The organism is Pseudomonas sp. GW456-L12, assembly GCF_059424045.1.
In genome coordinates, this window is sequence record NZ_JBWKZA010000013.1 from 93951 (window position 1) to 114884 (window position 20934).

Consider the following 20934-nt stretch of genomic DNA (forward strand, 5'->3'; position numbering starts at 1 on the left):
CCTCTTCAATGCAACGTTGGGCGGTGATGACGCCAGATATGGCGTTTTCGCTACCCAGTCGAGCTGGAAGTGGAGTTACAGGAAGCGCCGTAGCATACATGACCGCGCTCTACCGAGGGAAACCCTGATTACGCGCCGTGGGCCGTTGGTCGCGGCACCCTGCCGGTTTCGGCAGTGCGGCTAAGCTCAAAAAGGGGGAGTGATTCTTACTTTCATGAGGTGAGTGGATGGTTGAGTCGCAGCGAAAAGTTACAAAACCCGAGTTGTACGAACGATTGATAGATCGTCTGGCTTTGGCCTTGGATACAGCGAAAACAGCAGGGAGCTTGCGTAATGAGCGTCCTGCGGAGTTGGAGTTGCGGGGCCTGAGTCACGCCGAGCTCGAGGTGATCAAAGCCTATCTGGATCGTAGCGAGCGTGAGACGCAATTGAGCGTGCTCGAATGCCTGAGGCACGAAGTGACTCCACATTCGGCCAAGGTCATCTGGTTGAAAGACAAGGTGCCCGCCCGGGATGCGGTAAAGGTCCGATCCCTGCAGTTCAAGTGAGTCTGCGCAGCCCATGCGGGCATCTGCGCAGCGTCAACGCCGCGTACCTTGTGCGTGAAATCTGTTTCGTATCTGTTGTCGCTTTGCTTTTACCCACTTAGGCTTCGAGCATCTTTGGAGATGCTCGATGCCTTTTCGTTATTTCGTCAAACAACTACTCCTGCCGCCAGGTCTTCTGTTGCTGCTGCTTCTGCTTGCCTGGTGGTTTCGCCGCTCGAGGCCGCGACTGGCCGGTTTGTGTTTTGCTCTCGGCCTGGGCGGGTTCTGGTTGATGAGCCTGCCTGTGATGGTGGAGTGGGGCGCCAGTGCCCTGGAAAGTGAGCCGGCGCTGACGCAAAGCCAGTGGTCGACCCTGGCCAAACAGGCCGATGCGATTGTGGTGCTGGGGTCGGGGCGTGAACGTGGCGACCCGGCCTGGGGTTCCGACCAGCCGACCGGTGTTGGCCTGGAGCGCCAGCGCTATGCGGCGCGCCTGGCCAAGGCTTCCGGGTTGCCGATCCTGACCAGCGGTGGCCTGCACTACGGCACGCCGCCAACGGAAGCGGCGCTGATGGCCGAGTCGTTGCTGAACGATTTCGACGTGACGGTGCGCTGGCAGGAAGGGCGTAGCCGCACGACCTGGGAAAACGCCCAATTCAGCGCCCAAGTGCTGGAGCCGCAAGGCGTCAAGCGAGTGGTGCTGGTCACCCAGGCCTGGCATATGCAGCGGGCTGTCTGGAGTTTCGAACAGGCAGGATTCACCGTGGTGCCGGCGCCCGTGGGGTTCCTCGGGGTGGATAACGCCAGGCCGCTGGGTGGCTGGATGCCGGAGTTCAAGTCGATCTGGCAGAGCGGCCAGTTGTTGAACGAGGCGGTGGGGCTGGTGGGCTACAAGCTGTTTTATCGTGGAGAGTAGATTCATCGTGAGCCAGCCCGCTCCTGCAGGAATCGCAAATTCCTGGCAGGAGCAGCCGCTCGACGTTCGATGGCTCGCGATGACGTCAGACGGTCTTGGCGATCCGGCTGGCCAGCAGGGCCCAGCCGAACAGCAGGACGCTCAGGATGATCAGGGGCCACGAGCGCCACTGCAGGTAAGGCGTCAGGTTGTGCATCGGCACCACTTCGCCGTACAGGATTCCGCGTTCGAACTGCGGAATCTGCACGGTGATCTTGCCGAACGGATCGATCAGGCCGGTCACCCCGTTGTTGGTGGCGCGGATCATCCAGCGGCCGGCTTCCAAAGCTCGCATCTGGGCCATCTGCAAGTGCTGCAACGGGCCGATCGAAGTGCCGAACCAGGTGTCGTTGCTGATGGTCAGCAGCAGGTCGCTACGGGCTGACAGGCTGGCGGCGAATTCCGGGTAGACCACCTCGTAGCAGATGAACGGCGCGATCTGGTAACCCTTGGCTTGCAGTAAAGGCTGGTCGGCGGGGCCGCGGGCGAAGTCCGACATGGGCAGGTCGAAGAACGCAATCAGGCCGCGCAGCAAGTCCTGCAGGGGCACGTACTCACCGAATGGCACGAGCTTCTGCTTGAGGTACTCGCCATCGCCTTCGCCGACTACGGTAATGCCATTGAAGTAGCGCTTCTGATGGTGCACTTCCTGGCGGATCGGTACGCCGGTGATCAGCGCCGAATGCCGGTCGGCGGCGAAATTGCCCATCATGTTCAGATAACCTTCGGCCGACTCCTTGAGCACGGGCACCGCGGTTTCCGGCCACACCAGCAGATCCACGCGCTTGGAACTGAAACTCATGTCGCGGTACAGCGCCAGCTGGGAGTTGAGTTGCGCGGGGTCCCATTTCAGGCTCTGTTCGATATTGCCCTGGATCGCCGCCACGGTCAGCGGCTCGCCCGACGGGCTGGTCCAGGCATGTCCCTTGAGCGCGATACCGATCACCCAGGGGGCGACCAGCAGCACCAGGCCGGCGGCGATAAACCCCTTGCGCCCGGCACGGGTCAGGCCGGGCAGGTTGTAGAGCAGGGCGGCGGTCAGCGCCAGGGCAAAGGAGATCAGCCACATGCCACCCAGCGGGGCCAGGCCGGCCAGCGGGCCGTCGAGTTGGCTGTAGCCGGAATAGAGCCAGGGGAAACCCGTCAGGAACCAGCCGCGGAAGGCTTCCTGGCCCACCCAAAGGGCGGCGAAGGCCAGGGCATCGGCGAGAGGGGCTTCATTGCGACGCAGCCAACGCGCCCAGAGCCAGGCCGGCAGGGCGAAAAAGAAGGCGATGGCGGCAATGAAGGCCAGCATCAGTAAACCGGCCAGCAGCACCGAGGCGCCGCCGTAGGTATGGATGCTGACGTAGATCCAGCTGGTGCCGGCGGCAAACAGGCCGAAGCCGAAACACCAGCCGCGCCACAGCGCCTGACGCGGGCTCAGCTCGCGCAGGCCGGCATAAAAGAAGCCGACCGCCAGCAGTGCCAGCGGCCAGATGTCGTACGGCGCCAGGGCCAGGGTGGTGATTGCGCCAGCCGCCATGGCCAGCAGGTTACCGGGCCAGCCGGGGCGGGTTAAGCGCAGCATGTTGATCCTTAGCGGGGGATAGGCGTTAGTCGCAGCAGATGAATCCGACGGCTGTCGGCATTCAGGATACGGAAGCGATAGGCACCGATTTCGGTGATTTCGTTACGTTTAGGCAGGTGCCCGAACGCGCTCATCACCAGGCCGCCGACGGTGTCGAACTCGTCGTCGGAGAACTCGCTGTCGAAGAACTCGTTGAAGTTCTCGATCGGCGTCAACGCCTTGATCAGGAAATCGCCGCTCGGCAGGGGCTTGATGTAGCTGTCTTCCTCGACGTCGTGCTCGTCTTCGATGTCGCCGACGATCTGCTCCAGCACGTCCTCGATGGTCACCAGGCCTGCCACGCCGCCGTATTCGTCGATGACGATGGCCATGTGATTGTGGTTGGCGCGGAACTCACGCAGCAGCACGTTCAGGCGCTTGGATTCGGGAACGAAGGTCGCCGGACGCAGCAGGTCCTTGATGTTGAAGCTGTCGCCGTTCTCCTTGAGGATCAGCGGCAGCAGGTCCTTGGCCAGCAGGACGCCCATGACGTCGTCATGGCTTTCGCCGATCACCGGATAACGCGAGTGCGCGGAATCGAGGACGGACGGCAGGAATTCGCGAGGAGTCTGGGTCGCCTTGATGCTGATCATCTGCGAGCGCGGAACCATGATGTCCCGTACCTGCAGGTCAGCGACCTGGATGGCGCCTTCGACGATGGCCAGCGCTTCGCTGTCCAGCAACTTGTTCTGATGGGCTTCGCGCAGCAGCTCCAGCAGCTCCTGGCGGTTTTTCGGCTCATGGGCAAAAGCCTGGGTCAGTTTACCCAGCCACGACTTTTGCCCGCTGCTCGATCGGTCTTCGCTCATAGCGATTACTCTAAATCCTTGGTTGTTACAGATGGATGTTCTTCGGTTTCGTCGTCCGCATAAGGGTCGGGATGACCCAGTTCTGCAAGCAACGTTCGTTCCAGTGCTTCCATTTCTTCGGCTTCGTCGTCATCTATATGGTCGTAACCCAATAGATGCAAGCAGCCGTGAATCACCAGATGGGCCCAGTGGGCCTGGGGGTCCTTGCCTTGTTCGGCGGCTTCGCGCTCGACCACTTCGACGCAGATCACCAGGTCGCCGAGCAATGGAATGTCCAGCAGTTCGTCCGGCACGTCGGCGGGGAACGACAGGACGTTGGTGGCGTAGTCCTTCTGCCGCCAGGTGCGGTTCAGTTCGCGGCCTTCGGGTTCGTCCACCAGGCGGATGGTCAGTTCCGAGTCGGCGGTGCGCTGGCGCAGGGCCAGTTCACACCATTGGCGGAACAGGGCTTCGCTGGGAGCAGGCTTTTCGCTTGCCAGTTGCAGATCAAGCTCAAGCATCGTGGCGATTGCCTTTTTCCGCGGCGGACTGGGCGGACTCGTCGGCCACGCGCTGCTCGAAGCGCTCATAGGCTTCGACGATGCGTTGCACCAGCGGATGGCGCACCACGTCCTTGGGCATGAAGTGGGTGAAGCTGATGCCCGGGACGTCCTTGAGGACGTTGATCACATGGGCCAGGCCGGACTTGGTGCCCTTGGGCAGGTCGACCTGGGTGATGTCGCCCGTGATCACGGCGGTGGAGCCGAAGCCGATCCGGGTCAGGAACATCTTCATCTGCTCGACGGTGGTGTTCTGGCTTTCGTCGAGAATGATGAAGCTGTTGTTCAGCGTACGGCCGCGCATGTAGGCCAGTGGCGCAATCTCGATGACCTGGCGCTCGATCAGCTTGGCGACGTGTTCGAAGCCGAGCATTTCATACAGTGCGTCATACAACGGGCGCAGGTACGGGTCGATCTTCTGGGCCAGGTCGCCCGGCAGGAAGCCGAGTTTCTCACCGGCTTCGACCGCCGGACGCACCAGCAGGATGCGTCGTACCTGCTCGCGCTCCAGTGCGTCTACCGCACAGGCCACGGCCAGGTAGGTCTTGCCGGTACCGGCCGGGCCGATGCCGAAGTTGATGTCGTTGCCGAGGATCTCCTTGACGTAGCGCTGCTGATTCAAGCCGCGGGGGCGAATCATGCCTTTTTTGGTGCGCAGGGCCACGGCCGCTTCGGCGACAGGGTGATTGTCCAGTTCTTCGACGGCGGATTCCTGGAGGAACAGATGCACCATGTCCGGCGACAGCTCGGTACCCTTGGTTTCCCGGTACAGGCGGCGCAGGAGGTTTTCCGCGGAGGTGGTGTGCTTGGGTTCGCCGATCAGTTCGAACTGATTGCCGCGGTTGCGGATCTCGATGGTCAGGCGCTGCTCGATCAAGCGCAAATGCTCGTCGAATTGCCCGCACAGATTGGCGAAGCGGCGAGCCTCAAAGGGCTCGAGGATGAAACGATGTGGTTCTATGGGTGCGTTCAAGGTCGTTTTTTAGCCGCCCAACGGCAATAAGGGATGAATTCAAGGATAACGCCAGCGGCCTGGGTGCGAAAGCTCTTATACAAAGCAATGTCTTTCGCCACATTTTCCTTGGAAGCCGGCTTCCCGGCGATGGCGTGCCCGAGGCCACTACCGCTGGTCAGCCAGCATCGGCAGGAGGTTATTGCAGCAGCGATCCGCGCAGCGAGTGAGGCTGGGCCGAGTCGATGTGCACATCGGCAAACTGGCCGATCAGCGTCGGGTTGTCGCAGCGGAAATTGACGATACGGTTGTTCTCGGTCCGCCCCTGCAGTTCGCCCGGGTCTTTCTTCGAGTAGTCGGTAACCAGGATGCGCTGGATCGAGCCGACCATCTGTCGGCTGATTTCGAATCCTTGCTGATTCAGCCGATGTTGCAGCGCGTTCAGGCGTTCCTTTTTCAACTCTTCCGGGGTGTCGTCCGCCAGGTCGGCCGCCGGGGTGCCCGGGCGCTGGCTGTAGACGAACGAGTAGGAGAAGTCGAAGCCGACGTCTTCGATCAGCTTCATGGTCTGTTCGAAGTCTTTTTCGGTCTCGCCGGGGAAGCCGACGATGAAGTCCGAGCTGATGCAGATGCCCGGCACGGCGGCGCGCAGTTTGCGCAGCTTGGACTTGTATTCCAGCGCCGTATGGTTGCGCTTCATGGCCGCGAGAATCCGGTCGGAACCCGATTGCACCGGCAAGTGCAGGTGTTTCACCAGTTCCGGCACTTCGGCGTGGGCCTGGATCAGGCTGTCGGAGAATTCCAGCGGATGGGAGGTGGTATAGCGGATGCGCTCGATACCATCGACCGCCGCGACCACACGGATCAGTTCGGCGAGGTCGGCCAGGCGGCCGTCGTGGGTCTGGCCACGGTAACCGTTGACGTTCTGCCCCAGCAGGGTGACTTCGCGCACGCCGTTTTCCGCCAGGTGAATGATCTCGCAGATCACGTCGTCGAACGGCCGGCTGACTTCCTCGCCACGGGTGTAGGGCACCACGCAGAAGGTGCAGTACTTGCTGCAGCCTTCCATCACCGAGACATAGGCACTCGGGCCGTCGATGCGCGGCTCTGGCAGGTGGTCGAATTTCTCGATTTCCGGGAACGAGACGTCGACCTGCGGCAGCTTGCTGCTGCGGGCGGCATCGATCATTTCCGGCAGGCGGTGCAGGGTCTGCGGGCCGAAGACCACGTCGACATAGGGCGCACGATCGCGGATGGCTGCGCCTTCCTGGCTGGCCACGCAACCGCCGACGGCGATGACCATGTCCGGGTTGGCCAGCTTCAGCTCGCGCCAGCGACCCAGTTGGGAATACACCCGGTCCTGGGCTCGTTCGCGGATCGAGCAGGTGTTGAGCAGGATGACGTCCGCGTCTTCGGCGCGAGCGGTGACTTCCAGGGCCTGGTGTTCACCCAGCAGATCGACCATGCGCGAGCTGTCGTACTCGTTCATCTGGCAACCGTGGGTTTCTATGTAGAGCTTCTTGGCCATGGACGGAGTCATCACGTGATTCAAAGAACCGCGCATTATAGGGAACATGGCCTGAGGTTCCTACCGCTGCGCGTCCGGTGGCTATGCTATAGTTCGCGCCCTCTTTTATATCCCCCGATGTGTTACCCGCCCACCATGACCAAACGTGAAGCTCCAATCTACAAGGTGATTTTCCTCAACCAGGGACAGGTGTTCGAAATGTACGCCAAGCAGATCTATCAAAGTGATCTGTGGGGTTTCCTGGAGGTGGAAGAGTTCGTCTTTGGCGAGCGCACGCAAGTGGTCGTCGATCCGAGCGAAGAGAAGCTCAAGGCCCAGTTCGAAGGCGTGGTACGCAGCTTTGTGCCGATGCATTCGATCGTGCGCATCGACGAGGTCGAGCGCCTGGGCACGCCGAAGATCAGCGAGGCGCGTGGCGTGAGCAACGTCATGCCGTTTCCGATGCCGATGCCTGAGAAATAAGGGCTGTATCGAGAAGAGCGTCGCATTCCATCGCGGGCAAGTATGCTCGCGATGCGCTCAAGGCAGGGGTGAGAAGGGCGAACGCCCGTCGGCGCTCTGCAATTCCATCAGGTATTTGCGGAAAATCTGCCCCAGCACCTGGGTGGCGACTTCCAGCTCATCGCGCTGCATGTGCTCGGCCACTTCGTCGGCCGTGTCCAGTGCCTCTTCGGCACCGTTGACCGCCGCCATCTTCAGCACGATATAGGCCTGAACGTTGTTGGCCGGTACGCCTTCGCCGCGAAAGAACATGGTGCCGAGTTTGAATTGCGCCTGGGCGTGGCCTTGCAGCGAGGCCTTTTCAAAGTAGCTCAAGGCCTGATTGAGATCGCGCGGGGTATTTTTACCTTCGTAGTAGAACTCGCCCAGCTCGTATTGCGCTTGCGCATCCCCTTCGTCAGCCGCCTTCTGGCAGACCGCCAGGGCCTCGGACAGATCCTGTGACTGAGTATTGAGGGTGCAGCGACCCATCGCTGGGATCAACAACGAGTTGCCGCCTGCTTGTGCGTGCGCGAGCAGGGGCTGAAGGAGCAACAGGCAGCCCAGTGCAAGGGCGCGGCCGGTGCGGTTCATGGGAATCGACTTACCTCTGAAGGGCGCGCGGACCCATCGAGGGATCCAATAAGCGCGCATTATGAAATAAGCAGGGCCAACCTTACAAAGTCTTTACTCGTTTTTCTGCTGCGCGGGCGCGATATCCGCCGCTTTCGGGGCTGTTTCGGGAGTTGGGGCGCGAATGCGGCGTAAAACCGGCGCCAGCAAGTGTGGCGCCGGTTTGGCGGGGAAGGTTACTTCAGGGCAGCGAAAGCGCGTTCGGCCGCGTCCAGGGTCAGTTTCAGCTCGGCGTCGCCGTGGGCGATCGAGGTGAAGCCGGCTTCGAAGGCACTCGGGGCCAGGTAGACACCGCCTTCGAGCATCAGGTGGAAGAAGCGTTTGAACAGATTGGCATCGCTGGCCATCACATCGTCGAACGTGACGATATCGTCGGCGCCGCTGAAATACAGGCCGAACATGCCGCCCGCCTGGGTGGTCACGAACGGGATACCGGCGGCGTCAGCGCGTTGCTGCAGGCCGTCGAGCAGGCGGCTGGTGTAGTCGCTCAGCTCGGCGTGGAAGCCCGGACGGCTGATCAGGCGCAGAGTAGTCAGGCCGGCGGCCATGGCCAGCGGGTTGCCCGACAGGGTGCCAGCCTGGTAGACCGGGCCCAGCGGCGCGATGTGCTCCATGATCTGGCGTTTACCGCCGAAGCAACCCACCGGCATGCCGCCGCCGATGATCTTGCCGAAGGTTGACAGGTCCGGGGTCACCCCGTAGTGCGCCTGGGCACCGCCCAGGGCGACGCGGAAACCGGTCATCACTTCGTCGAAGATCAGCACCACGCCGTGCTTGTCGCACAGGCTGCGCAGGCCTTCGAGGAAGCCCGGGGCCGGTGGCACGCAGTTCATGTTGCCGGCCACCGGCTCGACGATGATGCAGGCCACTTCCTGGCCGACCTCGGCGAGCATCTTCTCGACCGCGTCGATGTCGTTGAACGGCAGGGTCAGGGTGTGTTTGGCGAAAGCCGCCGGTACGCCGGCCGAGCTGGGCACGCCCTGGGTCAGCGCGCCAGAGCCAGCCTTGACCAGCAGGCTGTCGGAGTGGCCGTGGTAGCAGCCTTCGAACTTGATGATGCTGTCGCGGCCGGTGAAACCGCGGGCCAGGCGGATCGCGCTCATGGTCGCTTCGGTGCCGGAGCTGACCATGCGCACCATTTCCATGGACGGCACGATGGAGCAGACCAGGTCGGCCATTTCGGTTTCCATGGCGGTCGGGGCGCCGTAGGACAGGCCGTGTTCCAGCTGTTTGCGCACCGCGTCCAGCACATCCGGATGGCTGTGGCCAAGGATCATCGGCCCCCAGGAGCCGACGTAGTCCACATAACGCTTGTCGTCTTCGTCGGTGACGTAGGCGCCTTCGGCGTGTTTGAAGAACAGCGGAGTGCCGCCCACGCTCTTGAACGCACGCACAGGCGAGTTCACGCCGCCGGGGATGTGTTTCTGGGCATTGGCAAACAGGGTTTCGGAACGAGACATGATCGGACTCTCGAAAATCAGCGGTTAGAAGAGGGTGTTGAAGGCGCGGGCGCGGCGGGTCACTTCCTGGGCGCTGTCGGCACCGAACAGGCCATGGACCACGGCCAGCAGGTCGACGCCATGGGCGACCAGCGGCGCGGCGTTCTCCAGGGTGATGCCGCCGATCGCGCAGATCGGCAGGTGCAGCCGGGCGCGGGCCTGGTCCAGCAGCTCCAGGTTGGCCGTCGGCGCGCCGGGCTTGGTGTTGGAATTGAAGAAGCGACCGAAGGCGACATAGCTGGCGCCTTCCTTGGCGGCTTGCTCGGCCAGCTCCAGCTGGGCGTGGCAGGTCGAGCCGATGATCGCCTGGCGGCCGAGCAGGGCACGGGCCGGAGTCAGCGGGCCATCGGTCTGGCCCAGGTGTACGCCGACACCGATGCGCGCGGCCAATTCGGCGTCGTCATTGATGATCAGTTGCGTCTTGTAGCGCTCGCACAAGCTGTGCAGGGCTTCGGCTTCGCGCAGGCGGCGGGCCTCGTCGCTGCTCTTGTCGCGGTATTGCAGGAGGGTCACGCCACCGTCGAGCGCCGCCTCCACGTACTGCAGGAATTTGCCGGCCAACAGTTGGCTGTCGGTAATGGCATACAGACCACGTAGTTTCATCGAGCGAGCCTCATGGCTTACGAGCAGAAGTCCAGCGGCAGGCGGCGCGGTACGAACTGGCCTTGGCCCAGTTGCTCGGCGTCGCGCAGGGTGCGCCAGGTGTAATCGAGGGCCGACTTCACGGCGCTGGCCAGGTTTTCGCCCTGGGCCAGGCGTCCGGCCAGGGCGCTGGCCAGGGTGCAACCGGAACCGTGATAACTGCCCGGCAGCCGCTGGCAGGTGTAGGTGTGACGGCTGCCGTCGCGGCTGTACAGGCGATTATGCACTTCATGCTCGTCGCCATGGCCGCCGGTGATCAGCAGGTGTTTGACGAACGGCAGGAGCTTTTCCGCGCACTGGTCCGCAGTGCCTTCGGGCAACTCGGCGAGGATTCGTGCTTCCGGAAGGTTCGGGGTGGCGATGGTCGCCAGTGGCAGCAGGCGTTCACGCATGGCGTAACCGACCTCGTCCTTGCCCAGGCGCCCGCCGCCGCCGGCGCGCAATACCGGGTCGCAGACCATCGGCAGGTGCGGATGCGCCTGCAACAGCTCGACCACGGTGTCGACCATTTCCAGCGAGCCGAGCATGCCCAGCTTGACCGCGGCGACCGTGGAGTCGTTGAGTACGGCGTTGGCCTGGGCCAGCACCCACTCGCGATCCAGCACACGGAAGTCGCTGACGTTGACCGTATCCTGCACGGTCAGCGCGGTCACAGCGGGAGCTGCATGGCAACCCTGGGCGAGCAGGGCTTCGATATCTGCCTGCAGGCCGGCGCCGCCACTGGGGTCGTGGCCGGAGAGACAGAGGACAACGGGGCGAGAGCTGTAGATATTCATGGTGCGCGAGCTTACCACCAAACATCTTTTTTGCACGGCTCCTCGCGTGTCGGCCGGGGCTGGTTTTTCCGCCTTGCCGGCAAGTTGACCGAGGCAACAGCTCTAGATCAATGGATAGCGCTGAAACGCCCGTTCTAGAGCCTTTAAACTAAAACTTTTCGTGGTGTTCATTGGCCACCAACGGCTATGCTAGAGTGGATCCAAACCAATAACAGGTCATGCCGGTTTTACGTCTACTCAAAGGGAAATGGGGGGCTTCCTGACACCACCGGACAGGCCACGCTGGGGCTTTATGCGCTATTTGCTGATGTTGCTGTTGAGCTTGCCGATGCTGGCTGGCGCGGTCGAGTTCGACGAGTTCACCCAAAGCCTGCCCTTGGGTCGGGTGATGCAGGTGTTTGAAGACGCAAGTGGTCAGGCAACGATCGCGGATGTCAGCACAGCGGCGATGGCCGGTAGTTTCAAGACCCATGACAAGGCCACCCTCAACGCCGGTTACTCCCGCTCGGCATTCTGGCTGAAAATCCATCTCAGCTACCGTCCCGCCAACCCTTCCATACGACACACCTGGCTGCTGGAGCTGGCCTATCCGCCGCTCGATCATCTGGAACTGTATGTGCCCGATGAAACCGGGGGCTACCGTCTGGCCCAGCGCACCGGCGATGCCTTGCCGTTCGACAGCCGGCAGATCCGCCAGAACAATTACCTGTTCGACCTGAGCTTCGCGCCCTACGAGCAAAAGACCCTGTTCCTGCGCCTGCAGAGCCAGGGCTCGGTCCAGGCGCCGGTGACGCTCTGGTCCAGCACGGCGTACCTGGAAGCGCAGCCGGTGCGCCTGTATGTACTCGGCCTGATCTACGGCGTGCTGCTGGGGATGCTGGTCTACAACCTGTTCATTTACCTGAGCGTGCGCGACACCAGTTACCTCTATTACATCCTCTACATCGCCTCGTTCGGGCTGTACCAACTGTCGGTGAACGGCGCCGCGGTGGAGTACTTCTGGCCGGACAACCCGTGGTGGGCCAACGCGGCAACGCCATTTTTCATCGGCGCGGCGGCCCTGTTCGGCAGCCAGTTCGCCCGCAGTTTCCTGCAGACCGCCAGCCACAGCCGCTGGGTCGATCGCCTGCTGCTGGTGCTGATCCTGTGCAGCGCCGTGGTGGTGGCCTTGTCGCTGATGACCAGCTACGCCCTGGCGTTGCGTCTGGCCACGGCCCTGGCGCTGATCTTTACCGTGGTGATCTTCGTCTCCGGCATCGTCGCCTGGTGCCGCGGCATGCGCGTGGCGCGCTACTTCATCATCGCCTGGTCGGCGTTCCTGGTGGGCGGGATCATCAATACCCTGATGGTGCTGGGTTATCTGCCGAACATGTTCCTGACCATGTATTCCAGCCAGATCGGTTCGGCCATCGAGGTGGCGCTGTTGTCGCTGGCCCTGGCCGACCGCATCAACTCGATGCGCGAGCAGCAGGCGCAGACCCTGTTCGATGCCGGGCAGAAGCTCGAAGTGCTCAACCAGCAGCTGGCCCACAGCAACCGGCTCAAGGATGAGTTCCTCGCCACCCTGACCCACGAACTGCGCACACCGATGAATGGGGTGATCGGTTCCCTGGAACTGATGCAGACCGTCGATCTCGATCCGGAGCTGGAGCAATACCAGCAGACTGCCGCCGGTTCGGCCCGGGACATGATGCGCATGGTCAATGGCATCCTGACCCTGACCGAGCTGCAGGCCGGCAAGCTCAGTGCCCAGCACGAGGGCTTCAGCCTGCGTTCGCTGCTCGATGCCTTGCTGGGCCAGTTTTGCGCCAACGCCTCGGCCAAGGGGCTGGGCTTCGATGTCGACCTGGCCGCCGGGTTGCCCGATCGGCTGCTGGGCGATCGCGGCAAGTTGAGCCAGTGCCTGGAGTGCCTGCTGGACAATGCCATCAAGTTCACCCGGGTGGGTGGCCTGGTCCTGCGAGTGACTGGCAAGCCGGTGGCAACCGGGCGGGTGGCGATGACCTTCGCGGTGATCGACACCGGCATCGGTTTCGTCAATCTCGATGAGGCCTCGTTGTACCAACGCTTCTTCCAGCTCGATGGATCGATGACCCGTGAATACGGCGGATTGGGCGTGGGGCTGGCGATCTGTCGGCAACTGGTGGATCTGCTGGGTGGCCATCTGACCCATGAATCGGAGCCGGGGCGTGGCAGCTGTTTCCGCCTGGAGGTGACCTTCGATGTGGACGGCGAGCAGCCGATGGCCTCCCAGCCGGCCTTGCGGGTCCGCGCCGTCCGGCGCATGCCGCAGGATTGCAGCGTGCTGCTGGTGGACGACAACAGCATCAATCAACTGGTGATCCGCGGCATGTTGCTCAAGCTGGGTTATCAGGTACGCACGGCCGAGAACGCTCGCGGGGCGCTGGCGTTGTTGCGCCGAGAGTCGGTGGATGCGGTATTGCTCGATTGCCAGATCGAGCAGGCCGAGGCGCTCAAACTGTGCGACCAGGTGCATGGCATGCCGGGTTGCGCCAAGTTGCCGGTGCTGCTGGTGTCGGCCTTGGCACATGGTCTGGATGCTGAGCGCTGCCTGCTCGATTACCTCTCTTGGCCGGTGAAATTCGAAGAGTTGCAAAGCGTTCTGGCGCGTCGGGTACTGGCCTCGGAACAGGGCGAAAGCGCCGGCATTTAGGCGGGTATGCCACTTTGTTCGGTGGGGAGGGGGTGCTTAACTGAGGTTCTGGCACACCCCTCAAGGAGCCCCGACATGAACCTGCATCAGTTCGCCGAGACCCACGAAGTCACCAACCAGCCACCTTCCCTGGACGGTACCAACCTCTATCGAATCGATCTGCCGTTGCAGGAGTGGGCACGGCGTTTCGGCGCTGGTTGGGCCGAAGCGCGGATCGACGCCTACGGTGCCCTGGCCGGTGGGCCGCTGATGGAAGCGGGGTTCCTGGCCAACCAGAACAAGCCGGTATTCACCAGCCATGACCGTTACGGGCATCGCCTCGACCTGGTGGAGTTTCATCCGGCGTATCACGAGCTGATGCGCACCGCCATCGAGCACGGCCTGACGTCCTTGCCCTGGGCTCATCCGCAATCCGGGGCGCATGTCGCGCGCGCCGCCATGACCTATCTGCACAGCCAGGCCGAGGCCGGCAGCGGTTGCCCGCTGACCATGACCTTCGCCTGTGTGCCGGCGCTGAAGCTGCAGCCGGATCTCGCCGAGCAGTGGCTGCCGAAAGTCCTCGCCACCGAATATGACCCGCGCAATGTCGGCATGGCCCACAAGGCCGGCGTCACCATCGGCATGGCGATGACCGAGAAACAAGGCGGCACTGATGTGCGCGCCAACACCACCAAGGCGTATCCGGTGGGTGCTACGGGGCCAGGGCAGGCTTATGAACTGGTGGGCCACAAATGGTTCTGTTCGGCGCCGATGTGCGACGCCTTCCTGACCCTGGCCCAGACCGAAAAAGGCCTGACCTGCTTCCTGTTGCCTCGCCATCGTCCGGATGACAGCCGCAACCAGTTCTATATCCAGCGCCTGAAAAACAAGCTCGGCAACTGCTCCAATGCCTCCAGCGAAGTGGAGTTCCGTGGGGCCCTGGCGTGGATGATCGGTGAAGAAGGCCGCGGCGTGCCGACCATCATCGAAATGGTCGCCATGACCCGCTTCGATTGCATGGTCGGCTCCAGCTCGCTGATGCGCCAGGCGCTGACCCAGGCCGCCCATCATTGTGCCCATCGGCTGGTGGGCGGGCGTGTACTCAGCGAGCAACCCTTGATGCAGAACGTACTGGCCGACCTGGCGCTGGAAAGCGAGGCGGCGCTGGCCTTGAGCCTGCGCATGGGCCGCGCGCTGGATAACCTGGATGACCCGCAAGAAGCCATGTTCTCGCGACTGGTGACGGCGGTGGGCAAGTACTGGATCTGCAAGCGGGCCCCGGCAATGATCAACGAGGCCGCCGAGTGCATGGGCGGCGCCGGTTATGTCGAGGAGAGCATTCTGCCGCGGCTGTACCGCGAAGCGCCGGTCAACTCGACCTGGGAAGGTTCCGGCAACGTGCAGTGCCTGGATGTGCTGCGCGCCTTGTCCAAGGAGCCGGGCGTGCTCGATGCGTTGTTCGCCGAGCTGGGCGATGGCCATGGCGACAGGCGCCTGGCCGCGCATATCGCCAACCTGAAAGGCGCCTTCCAGGACACCGACGACATTCAGTACCGCGCCCGCCAGCTGACCGAGGACATCGCCCTGGGCCTGCAGGCCAAGCTGCTGCTGGAAGCTGGCAACGCGGCGGTCAGCGATGCCTTTATCGCCAGTCGCCTGGGTTCGGCAGGAAGGGTCTACGGCACCTTGCCGCGAGGGTTGGATGTGGAGGCGATAGTCGCGCGCTCCACCCCGACAGGCTTCTGACTGGTTTGTTGTAGGGGCGAGCTTGCTCGCGATAAATAGTCCAGGCTACCGATCGGCTGGGGCCTGAAAGATCTTTCGCGAGCAAGCTCGCTCCTACGCATATTCCGCTGTTCCCGTGAGACGGCGTTGCAGGCAAGATGAAGGCCTGCAAGATCAGAACACAGGATGCTTACCGTGACCGAAGCTTTTATTGTCGTTCAAACCGCCGAGCAAGCCGTGGACCGGCTTGCCGCTTTGCATGAGCGGGCCACCACGTCGCTGAGCCAGGCGCTCAAGCGTTACCTCAAGGATCGTGTCGAACCGGACGCCGAACAGCGCGCCCTGTTTCGTTACCCGGAATTGCGCCTGACTTATCTCTGTCAGGGCGAAGTCCCGCAGACCACCAGGGCCTACGCCAAGGTCCAGTTGCCGGGTACCTACAGCGTCACGGTCACCCATCCCGCCGCCTTCCGTAAGTACCTGCTGGAACAGCTGGTGCCACTGATGCACGACTTCACCGTGACCGTGGAAGTGGGCGTCAGCGAGCAGAACATCCCGTATCCGTACGTGGTCGAGCAGGGCGATGAACTGGCCGGTTCCGGCGTCACCGCCGCGGTGCTGGCGCGGGTGTTCCCCAGCACCGACCTGTCTGCCGCCACCGATGGCATCGCCGACGGGCTGTACGATTGGGAAAACACCCATCCGCTGCCCCTGGCGCTGTTCGATGCCGCGCGGGTGGATTTCTCCCTGCGCCGCCTGGTGCACTACACCGGCAGCGACTGGCGCCATGTGCAGCCATGGATCCTGCTGACCAACTACCACCGCTATGTCGACCAGTTCATCACCCACGGCCTGGAGCAACTGCGCAGCGATCCGCGGTTCGTGCGCATGGTCCTGCCGGGCAATGTGATCATCGAGAAGGGCATGGATCACGGCGAAGCCTCGTCGATCGCCGCCGGGGTGGTCTGGCACCGCTACCAGATGCCGGCTTATCACCTGCAGGCCAGCGACGGCCACGGCGTGACCCTGGTGAACATTGGCGTCGGCCCGTCCAACGCCAAGAACATCACTGACCATTTGGCGGTATTGCGTCCGCACTGCTGGCTGATGATCGGCCACTGCGGCGGCCTGCGGCAGTCGCAGACCATCGGCGACTACGTGCTGGCCCACGCCTACATGCGTCGCGATGGCATTCTCGATCGCGTGGTGCCGCCGAACATTCCGATTCCGGCCCTGGCCGAAGTGCAGCTAGCGTTGCAGCAGGCTGCTGCCAACGTCACCGGCGAGAAGGGCGACGACCTGAAAAAACGCCTGCGCACCGGCACCGTGCTGACCTACGACGACCGTAACTGGGAATTGCGCTGGGCCCAGGAGCGTCCGCTGATCAACCTGTCCCGCGCCGTGGCGGTGGACATGGAAAGCGGCACCATCGCCGCCCAGGGGTATCGCCTGCGGGTGCCATACGGCACCTTGCTGTGTGTCTCGGACAAGCCGCTGCACAGCGAAATCAAGCTGCCGGGTTCGGCCAACGCCTTTTATGAGCGCGCGGTCAGCCAGCACTTGAAGATCGGTATCGCCGCGGTGGACCTGCTGCGTACCGAGCTCAACTCGCTGCACTCGCGCAAGCTGCGCAGCTTCGACGAGCCGCCGTTCCGCTGATCGCGGGATGGTCATTTAACGGTCGGGCCACTAGCATGGTCGGCCCTGACCGTTAGATGTTCTTTTCGCCATGTCTCGTCCTCCGCGTCCCGCTTCCCGCCGCCCTGGCGTGAAGAGTCCTTCGTCGTCTTCCGCGCCGCGCCGAGTTGCCAAAGCGCCACCGGCCGAGCCGAAGCTGATCCTGTTCAACAAACCCTTCGATGTGCTGACCCAGTTCAGCGACGGTGAAGGGCGGGCGACCCTCAAGGACTTTATCGCGATCCCCGGCATCTACCCGGCCGGGCGCCTGGACCGCGACAGCGAAGGTTTGCTGCTGCTGACCAACGACGGCCAGTTGCAGGCGCGCATCGCCGACCCCAGGCACAAGCTGGCCAAGACCTATTGGGTGCAAGTAGAAGGGGAGCCCACGGCCGAGCAATTGCAGCGTCTGCGTGATGGCGTGGAATTGAATGACGGCATGACTCTGCCAGCCGAAGCCCGGCAGCTGGAAGAGCCGCAGCTGTGGCCGCGCAATCCGCCGGTGCGCTTTCGCAAGAGCGTGCCCACCAGTTGGCTGGAATTGATCATTCGTGAAGGGCGCAATCGCCAGGTGCGGCGCATGACCGCGGCCGTGGGGTTGCCGACATTGCGCCTGGTGCGGGTCAGGATCGGCGACTGGACGATCGATGGGCTCGACCAGGGCCAGTGGAAGGAGGTTCCGGCGCGCTTATAAAGCGCCGGATTCGATCAGGCCGATCACCACGCTCTTGATAATGAACGCGGCCACGCCCAGGCCCAGGACGAAGAACAGAATGAACGAGCCGAAGCGTCCGGCCTTGGACTTCTTCGCCAGATCCCAGACGATGAAGGCCATGAAAATGATCAGGATGGTCACCAGGCCGGTCATCATCCACTCTTCGAATACTGCAGGATCCATCGAACATCTCCAGCGCGGGCAAGGCTAAAAGGCGGGGGCGAGTATACGCCAAGGGGCCGCGACCGGGCATTGATCCAGGTGCGCTTCGTCGTCACAGGCTCCGCATGTCCTTGTAGGAGCGAGCTTGCTCGCGATAAATATTCCAGGCCATACATCGGTTGCGGCCGGACATTTCTATCGCGAGCAAGCTCGCTCCTACAGAAGAGATAGCGCTCAGTTGCGCAGGTGAGTCAGCGGCAGTTCGGTGCTGTTGAGCACCTGATTGAGCACGAAGCTGGAGCGTACGCTGGTCACGCCTTCGATGCGGGTCAGATGGCCCAGCAGCAGTTTCTGGTAGTGATCCATGTCCGGCACCACCACCTTGAGCTGGTAGTCGGCGTCCATCCCGGTCACCAGGCTGCATTCGAGGACCTGCGGCAGGCTGCGGATTGCCGCCTCGAAGTTCTCGAAACGCTCGGGGGTGTGGCGGTCCATGCCGATCAGTACGTAGGCGGTCAGGCTCAGGCCGAGCATCTTGCGGTCCAGCAGGGCGACCTGGCGGGAAATGTAGCCGTCGTCTTCCAGTTGCTTGACCCGACGTGAACACGGCGAAGGCGACAGGCCGATACGTTCGGCCAGTTCCTGATTGGAGATGCGGGCGTCGCGCTGCAATTCCGCCAAAATGCTGAGGTCGTATCGGTCGAGTTTGCTCATGGAACAGGCCTTTTTAATAACTATTGCGCAATATTATCCATCCTGAGTTAAAAATTGCGCAAGTCATGTTTATTGGAGCAATCTTCGCAATCCTCTGTCGGCGCGCCAGGCCTATTCTTATCACCAGAATCACTGCCCGGACATAGAGTCCACTGCGGCCCGCCGAATCAGGCCTGCCGCGGCCGCCAATCCCACAGGGTTGAGCCGGCCCCCGGGCTACACACTGTCCAGAAGACGGCGTGAGGTGAGCCGGCGCCATAAGCGTCGAGCACGGACGAAATTCTCAAAGGGGGACCGACGGGTCCCCCTTTTTTATTGCCTGCGCGCCAGGAAATATCCCGTGGCGCCTCAATAAATAAGTGTTGCGACTGATAACCTGTGGCAGAACCGGCCTGGGCTTTTCCAGTCTTATCTACAGGCCCCCATCCGTAGTGAGGAATAGCATGAAATCGCGCATCTGGCGTTTGGCAGGTGTTGGTTTGCTCTGTGTGAGCGTCAGTGCGCAGGGGCTTGCCGATGACCGCAATGACGGCCGTGGTTGGTCCAATGGCGGCCAGCGCAGTGACGACGGGTATCCGGGAAACGGCCAGGGGCGAGGCGAAAGCCATCAGTCGCGCCCGCAGACTGAAATCATTCGCGGCGACAACAGCCAGCAGTTCGAGCGCAACGTCGAGAACGGGCGCTGGCAGAACCACGGGCCGAATGATCAAGGGCGGGGACGACCGGCACAGCCGTCCGCCAACCTGCCGATCCAGGGCCGCCCCGATACCGTCCGCCAGACCCAGGAACCGCGCCAGGGTTATTACCAGGACATCCCGCGCCGCAACGACTACAACCCGCATTGGCAGGCCGGCGGGCCGGGCTCGCGTCCCTACGACTATCGCTGGCCGGGCCGTCCGGAGGGTCGTGGCAATGGCTGGGGGCCAGGCCCGCAATATCGGCCGGGTTATGTGATCGATCGTTTTCCGGACCGGCATTACCGTGTGCCTTATCGCGGCCGGGACTATTACTTCTCCGGTGGCTATTGGTACCGCCCAGAGGGGCCGCGTTACGTTGTGGTGCGCCCACCCTACGGGATTCGCGTGGCCTACCTGCCGGACTACGCGCGCGAGGTGTGGATCGGCAGTGCGCTGTTCTTCCTGGCCGCGGGCGCCTACTACATCTACGAGGCCAGTACCCAGCAGTACGTAGTGGTCGAGCCGCCGGTGGCCAGCCCGCCGCCGCAGGCCGGCAATGATTACAACGTGCTGGCCTACCCGGTCAGCGGACAGAGCCCGCAGCAGATCAATCAGGACCGCTACGACTGTTATCGCTGGGCGGTGCAGCAGAGCGGCTTCGACCCGGCGGCGATGACCTATCCCCCGGCGCCGCAGGTGGTCCAGACCTACCGCCAGGCCCAGGGCGGCTGCTTGAGCTCGCGCGGCTATCAGGTGACTTACTGAGCCCGGGCGGCGAGCACCGCTTCCTGCGGGTCGGCGTGCACCAGCACCTCGGCCCGCGGATAGGCCGTATGGATCGCCTCGGCGGCCTGATCGCTGATGCCGTGGGCCACCGACAGGGTCAGTTCCCCCGGTAACTCCAGATGCAGTTGCACGAACCAGTGGTTGCCGGAAATCCGCGTGCGCAGGTCATGGGCACCGAGTACCCCGGGCACGGCGCATACCAGTTCCAGCATGTGCTGGCTGACCTCGGGCGGCAGTTCCTCATCCATCAGCACCGCCACGCTTTCCCGAGCGATCTGGATCGCGCTCCACAGGATGTAGACGGCAATCGCCAGGCCGAACCAGGCGTCCAGTTGCTGCCAACCGAAACTGGCCAGCACCAGCGCCAGCAGGATGCTGCCATTGAGCAGCAGGTCGGAGCGATAGTGCAGCGAGTCGGCGCGTACCGCGGTGGAGCCGGTTTCGCGGATCACCCGGTATTGCACCATCAGCAGCGCCACGGTCAGCGCCAGCGACAACAGCATCACGCCGATACCGATCCAGGGCGCGCCCAGCGGTTCGGGGTTCTGCAGGCGTTCGACGGCCTGTACCCCGATCAGCACCGCGCTCACCGCGATGAATAGCGCCTGGGCCATGCCCGACAGCGATTCGGCCTTGCCGTGGCCGTAGCGGTGGTCTTCGTCGGCCGGGCGCAGGGCGTAATGCACGGCCAGCAGGTTGAGGAACGACGCGGCGCCATCGAGCAGCGAGTCGGTGAGGCCGGCCAGCAGGCTGACCGAGCCGCTCAGCCACCAGGCGATGGCCTTGGCCACGATCAGGATACTGGCCACCGCCAGCGAGGCGCGGGTGGCCAGGCGCAACAGGCGTGCGTGTTCCGGGCTACTGCTCATACAAGGC

Annotated in this window: 20 protein-coding genes; 8 read left to right on the forward strand and 12 right to left on the reverse strand. The window is 62.9% G+C overall.

Annotated features, from left to right (window positions below):
- Window positions 1-227 precede the first annotated feature (227 nt).
- Both AC07Y9_RS17910 and AC07Y9_RS17915 read left to right on the forward strand, forming a co-directional pair.
- A complete protein-coding gene (locus AC07Y9_RS17910; protein ID WP_009045783.1) occupies window positions 228-548 on the forward strand; it encodes a hypothetical protein in 321 nt (106 codons plus the stop codon).
- Between the two features lie 127 nt (window positions 549-675).
- Window positions 676-1443, forward strand: coding sequence for a YdcF family protein (locus AC07Y9_RS17915; RefSeq protein WP_102679472.1), 768 nt, complete (start codon window positions 676-678; stop codon window positions 1441-1443).
- Between the two features lie 85 nt (window positions 1444-1528).
- Here the strand turns inward: AC07Y9_RS17915 and lnt are convergent, their stop codons facing one another.
- From lnt to miaB, 5 genes are all read right to left on the reverse strand, one after another.
- Window positions 1529-3052: an apolipoprotein N-acyltransferase gene (lnt, locus tag AC07Y9_RS17920; protein WP_102679473.1), complete on the reverse strand. Its 1524-nt coding sequence runs from the start codon at window positions 3050-3052 to the stop codon at window positions 1529-1531.
- A gap of 8 nt (window positions 3053-3060) precedes the next feature.
- Window positions 3061-3900 carry a CorC family transporter gene (locus tag AC07Y9_RS17925; protein ID WP_007927086.1) on the reverse strand — a complete coding sequence of 280 codons (840 nt, stop codon included), beginning with the start codon at window positions 3898-3900 and terminating at the stop codon, window positions 3061-3063.
- Between the two features lie 5 nt (window positions 3901-3905).
- Window positions 3906-4400: an rRNA maturation RNase YbeY gene (ybeY, locus tag AC07Y9_RS17930; protein ID WP_087091895.1), complete on the reverse strand. Its 495-nt coding sequence runs from the start codon at window positions 4398-4400 to the stop codon at window positions 3906-3908.
- Window positions 4393-5412, reverse strand: coding sequence for a PhoH family protein (locus AC07Y9_RS17935; RefSeq protein WP_007927082.1), 1020 nt, complete (start codon window positions 5410-5412; stop codon window positions 4393-4395). The genes ybeY and AC07Y9_RS17935 overlap by 8 nt, the downstream gene beginning before the upstream one ends.
- Window positions 5413-5590: 178 nt before the next feature.
- Window positions 5591-6919 (reverse strand): tRNA (N6-isopentenyl adenosine(37)-C2)-methylthiotransferase MiaB, encoded by a 1329-nt coding sequence (miaB, locus tag AC07Y9_RS17940; RefSeq protein WP_162235145.1) that lies wholly within the window; start codon window positions 6917-6919, stop codon window positions 5591-5593.
- A gap of 135 nt (window positions 6920-7054) precedes the next feature.
- Between miaB and AC07Y9_RS17945 the strand changes: the two genes are divergently transcribed.
- Window positions 7055-7381 carry a DUF1820 family protein gene (locus tag AC07Y9_RS17945; protein ID WP_007927079.1) on the forward strand — a complete coding sequence of 109 codons (327 nt, stop codon included), beginning with the start codon at window positions 7055-7057 and terminating at the stop codon, window positions 7379-7381.
- Between the two features lie 57 nt (window positions 7382-7438).
- Here AC07Y9_RS17945 and AC07Y9_RS17950 read toward each other — a convergent pair whose 3' ends face one another.
- From AC07Y9_RS17950 to AC07Y9_RS17965, 4 genes are all read right to left on the reverse strand, one after another.
- Complete coding sequence (locus tag AC07Y9_RS17950; protein WP_007927077.1) at window positions 7439-7993, reverse strand: tetratricopeptide repeat protein; 555 nt, start codon at window positions 7991-7993, stop codon at window positions 7439-7441.
- 215 nt (window positions 7994-8208) lie between these two features.
- The gene (gene hemL / locus AC07Y9_RS17955; RefSeq protein ID WP_007927075.1) at window positions 8209-9492 is read right to left on the reverse strand and encodes a glutamate-1-semialdehyde 2,1-aminomutase; all 1284 of its coding nucleotides are present in this window, start codon (window positions 9490-9492) and stop codon (window positions 8209-8211) included.
- Between the two features lie 24 nt (window positions 9493-9516).
- The gene (thiE, locus tag AC07Y9_RS17960) at window positions 9517-10134 is read right to left on the reverse strand and encodes a thiamine phosphate synthase (RefSeq protein WP_102679474.1); all 618 of its coding nucleotides are present in this window, start codon (window positions 10132-10134) and stop codon (window positions 9517-9519) included.
- Between the two features lie 17 nt (window positions 10135-10151).
- Window positions 10152-10949: a hydroxymethylpyrimidine/phosphomethylpyrimidine kinase gene (locus AC07Y9_RS17965; RefSeq protein ID WP_007927070.1), complete on the reverse strand. Its 798-nt coding sequence runs from the start codon at window positions 10947-10949 to the stop codon at window positions 10152-10154.
- A gap of 292 nt (window positions 10950-11241) precedes the next feature.
- Between AC07Y9_RS17965 and AC07Y9_RS17970 the strand changes: the two genes are divergently transcribed.
- The 4 genes from AC07Y9_RS17970 (at window position 11242) to AC07Y9_RS17985 (ending at window position 17698) form a co-directional block, all read left to right on the forward strand.
- Window positions 11242-13623, forward strand: coding sequence for a hybrid sensor histidine kinase/response regulator (locus AC07Y9_RS17970; protein ID WP_102679475.1), 2382 nt, complete (start codon window positions 11242-11244; stop codon window positions 13621-13623).
- 75 nt (window positions 13624-13698) lie between these two features.
- A complete protein-coding gene (locus tag AC07Y9_RS17975; RefSeq protein ID WP_102679476.1) occupies window positions 13699-15348 on the forward strand; it encodes an acyl-CoA dehydrogenase family protein in 1650 nt (549 codons plus the stop codon).
- 165 nt (window positions 15349-15513) lie between these two features.
- Window positions 15514-16986 (forward strand): AMP nucleosidase, encoded by a 1473-nt coding sequence (gene amn / locus AC07Y9_RS17980; protein ID WP_162136172.1) that lies wholly within the window; start codon window positions 15514-15516, stop codon window positions 16984-16986.
- A 70-nt stretch (window positions 16987-17056) separates the two neighbouring features.
- Window positions 17057-17698, forward strand: coding sequence for a pseudouridine synthase (locus AC07Y9_RS17985; protein WP_053262786.1), 642 nt, complete (start codon window positions 17057-17059; stop codon window positions 17696-17698).
- Here AC07Y9_RS17985 and AC07Y9_RS17990 read toward each other — a convergent pair.
- Together AC07Y9_RS17990 and AC07Y9_RS17995 are read right to left on the reverse strand one after the other, a co-directional pair.
- Window positions 17693-17902 carry a DUF2788 domain-containing protein gene (locus AC07Y9_RS17990; protein WP_007927060.1) on the reverse strand — a complete coding sequence of 70 codons (210 nt, stop codon included), beginning with the start codon at window positions 17900-17902 and terminating at the stop codon, window positions 17693-17695. The genes AC07Y9_RS17985 and AC07Y9_RS17990 overlap by 6 nt on opposite strands.
- A 213-nt stretch (window positions 17903-18115) precedes the next feature.
- Window positions 18116-18595, reverse strand: coding sequence for an Lrp/AsnC family transcriptional regulator (locus AC07Y9_RS17995; protein ID WP_009045772.1), 480 nt, complete (start codon window positions 18593-18595; stop codon window positions 18116-18118).
- A gap of 443 nt (window positions 18596-19038) precedes the next feature.
- Between AC07Y9_RS17995 and AC07Y9_RS18000 the strand changes: the two genes are divergently transcribed.
- Window positions 19039-20037, forward strand: a complete 999-nt coding sequence (locus tag AC07Y9_RS18000; protein WP_102679477.1) for a DUF6515 family protein — start codon at window positions 19039-19041, stop codon at window positions 20035-20037.
- Here AC07Y9_RS18000 and AC07Y9_RS18005 read toward each other — a convergent pair.
- Window positions 20031-20927 (reverse strand): cation diffusion facilitator family transporter, encoded by an 897-nt coding sequence (locus tag AC07Y9_RS18005; protein WP_102679478.1) that lies wholly within the window; start codon window positions 20925-20927, stop codon window positions 20031-20033. The genes AC07Y9_RS18000 and AC07Y9_RS18005 overlap by 7 nt on opposite strands.
- Window positions 20928-20934 lie beyond the last annotated feature (7 nt).